Below are 2966 nucleotides of genomic sequence, written 5' to 3'. Positions count from 1 at the left end.
CCGTCGAGGAGGGCGGGAGCGGGCTCGGGGCGGAGGCCCACGGCCGTCCCCACGACGCCCACGATCCCCTCGGCGGTGCCGAGGGTTCCCGCGGCGCGGATGAATCGCGCGCCGGTGAGGTCCGCGGCCATGGCGCCCCCCGCCGGTCCCAGGACGCCCGCGCCGCCGGTGGGCCCGGCGGTTCCGGCGACGGCGCTCGGGAAGACGGCGGTTTCGACAACGGCGGTGAGGCCCCCGGGTCCGGTACCCGCAAAGGCACGCCCCTCCGGGGCACTGAGGTGCCGCGTGGGGTGCGTAAACGGGGTGGGTTCGGGGCCTGGGCCCGGCGGTTGACCGGCGGGCGGGCACAGTCGGAGGCCGAGTACGACCCGTACGAGTACGACACGGAGTACGACGAGGACGAGCGCGGGGCGCTGGCGTCGGTGCTCCCGGCGGCCGGGGAGCGGCTGCCGGAGACCTGGCCGGACCTCGCCGCGCTGCTGCTCACCGCGCTCGGGCCCGGTGCCCGGCTGTGGGAGCGGGGGCCGGGGCACCCGGAGGCCCTGACGGTGCGGCTGGGTACGACGGACCGTCCGGCGCCGGACGGACCGGGTCTGCTGCCCGCCGTGCCGGTGACCACCGGGCTGCGGGAGGTCGGCGCGCTGGGGCTGGCCGGACCGCGCCCCCGGCTGATGGGGCTGACCCGCGCGGTCGTGGCCCAGCTCGCCGCGCTGCACTCCCCCGACACGCTGGAACTGGTGCTGATCAGCGCGGACCGCGCCCGTTCCGCCGAGGAGCGCGCCACCGACTGGTCCTGGCTCGGCTGGCTCCCCCATCTGCGTCCCGCCCACGGCCAGGACTGCCGTCTGCTCCTCGCCTACGACCGCGAGCAGACGACGGCCCGGCTGGACGAGCTGCTGCGCCGCGTGGAGGACCACGCGGCGGACGCGGCGGGCCACGCGCCCGGGAGCACGCCGGGCGCCGGTGGCGGACGTACGACGACGGCGGGGGCCACGGATTCGGCCGATCGCGGGACCGGGGCGGCCGAGAGCGGCTCGGGCCGGCGGAGCACGCGGCGGCCGTCGTGGGCCCGGGAGGACGGACCCGCCGGCGGCGGCTTCGCCGGGCCGTACACGGTGGTGATCGTGGACGGGGACCCCGGGGGCGCGGATGTGCGTGAGGCCGTGGTGCGGCTGGCGCAGGAGGGGCCTCTCGCCGGGATCCATGTCGTGTGCCTCGCCGAGACAGAGTCCGCGTCGCCCGCCTCGCCGGTGACCGAGACGTACACGGCGGCCTGCGAGGCCGCCCCCGCGTTCCGCGCGTGCGGGGCCGTCGCCCTCCTCAGCGGTGACGTCGCCACGGCACTGCGGCTGCTGCGTGTCACCTCCGCCGGGTATGCCGGGGGGAAGGCTTCCGGGGCGCCGGGTGCGACAGGCGCGACGGGTGCGACGGGTGCGGTACCTACGGCGACAAGTTCGGCGAATACCGCGAGTACGGCGAGTACGGCGTCCACGGCGGGTGGGGCCCGGTCCGGACGTACGGGGGCGGAACCCGGTTCCGGGGGAGTCGCCGAACGCTCGGGGGCCGGACAGGGCGGTGCGGCCGGGCGGGTCGTGGGCTCCGGTCCTCCGTCGCGGGAGCCCGTGGACCACGCGCGCGGTACAGCGTCCGACGCCTCGCCGGGGCGCCCCCGTCCCGAGCACGCGGAGCGTCCCGTACGGCCCGACCGGGCCCGTGGCTCCGCCCAGGCGGACCCCGCCATGGTGAGCCGTACGCACACCGCCCTCGACCTCTCGGGCAGCGCGCTCTCCGGTGCCGACGAGCGGACGCACCCCGGCACCCGGGACCTCCCCTCGCTCGACGCGCGGGAAGCGCCCGGTCTGCTGAACCACGGCACGGTGGCCACGCTGGACGCGGTCTCGGCGGCGTGGGCGGAGCGGTTCGCGCGGGCGCTGGCGCCGCTGCGGACGGACGGGGCGGCCGGCGACCGGCAGGCGCGGGTGTCGGCGCCGTTGCCGCAGTCGGCGCGGCTGCTGGACGAGTTGGGGCTCGCGCGGGCCACACCGGCGTCGCTGATGGCGCGCTGGGCGGACGCGGGCGACGACACGACGGCCCTCGGGGGGCGCGCCTGGGCCGTGCTCGGCGCCGGTCCGCGCGGGCCCGTCTCCGTGGACCTCGTCGCCGAGGGCCCCCATCTGCTGATCGAGGGGCCGGTCGGCAGCGGCCGTACGGAGCTGTTGCGGGCCGTCGCCGCGTCGCTGGCCGCCGCCGAGCGGCCCGACCGGCTGGGCATCGCCCTGGTCGACGGGCGGGACGGCGGTGGCGGCGCCGGTGCCGGCGGGGGCCGGTCCGGGGAAGGGCTCGGGGTCTGTACCGACCTGCCCCATGTGGGGACCCATCTCACGGCCAACGACCCTGTCCGGATGCGGGAGTTCGCCCAGTCGCTGATCGCCGAGCTGAAGCGTCGGTACGAACTGCTCGGCGGGCTCGGGTTCGTGGAGTGGCACACACGGCGTGAGGTCTCGGGCCGGATCGTCCCGCAACGCTCCGCGACATCGGCGGCGTCGGCGTCGGCGTCGGCGTCGGCGTCGGGGTCCATGTCGGCGAAGTCGGCGGCTCCCGGGGCGGGATCCTCCGCGCCGGGCGCGTCGGGGGCCGGGGCCGCGCAGGCGGTGGCATCGGCCGGGGCCGCCGATCTCGACTCCTCCTCCAGCTCCACGCTGCGGCTGCGGCCGGGCCGGAGGAACACCGGACAGGACGGCAGGGGCGGGGCCGGGAAGAGCCCCATCTCTGAACTGCCCCGACTCGTCGTGATCGTCGACGACCTCGACGCACTGCTGTCACCCCCCTTGGGCTCCACAGGGCGGCCGGCGGCGGGGTCGGTCGTCCGGGCCCTGGAGGCGGTGGCCCGGGAGGGCGAGCGGCTCGGGGTGCATCTCGTGGCCACGACCGGTGAGGGCGGGCGGAAGGGCGAGAGCGAGCTGGGG

The 2966-nt window shown here is 77.8% G+C and carries 1 protein-coding gene; it reads left to right on the top strand.

Features of this window, described 5'->3' with window-relative positions:
- A partial coding sequence (locus P1P70_RS42785; RefSeq protein ID WP_413471680.1) for an FtsK/SpoIIIE domain-containing protein occupies positions 1–2966 on the top strand: 2966 nt, incomplete at both ends.

The organism is Streptomyces sp. MB09-02B, assembly GCF_033794485.1.
Taxonomy (GTDB): Bacteria; Actinomycetota; Actinomycetes; order Streptomycetales; family Streptomycetaceae; genus Streptomyces.
The sequence above is the reverse complement of the archived record's forward strand: the minus strand, read 5'-3'. Positions and strand labels throughout refer to the sequence as shown.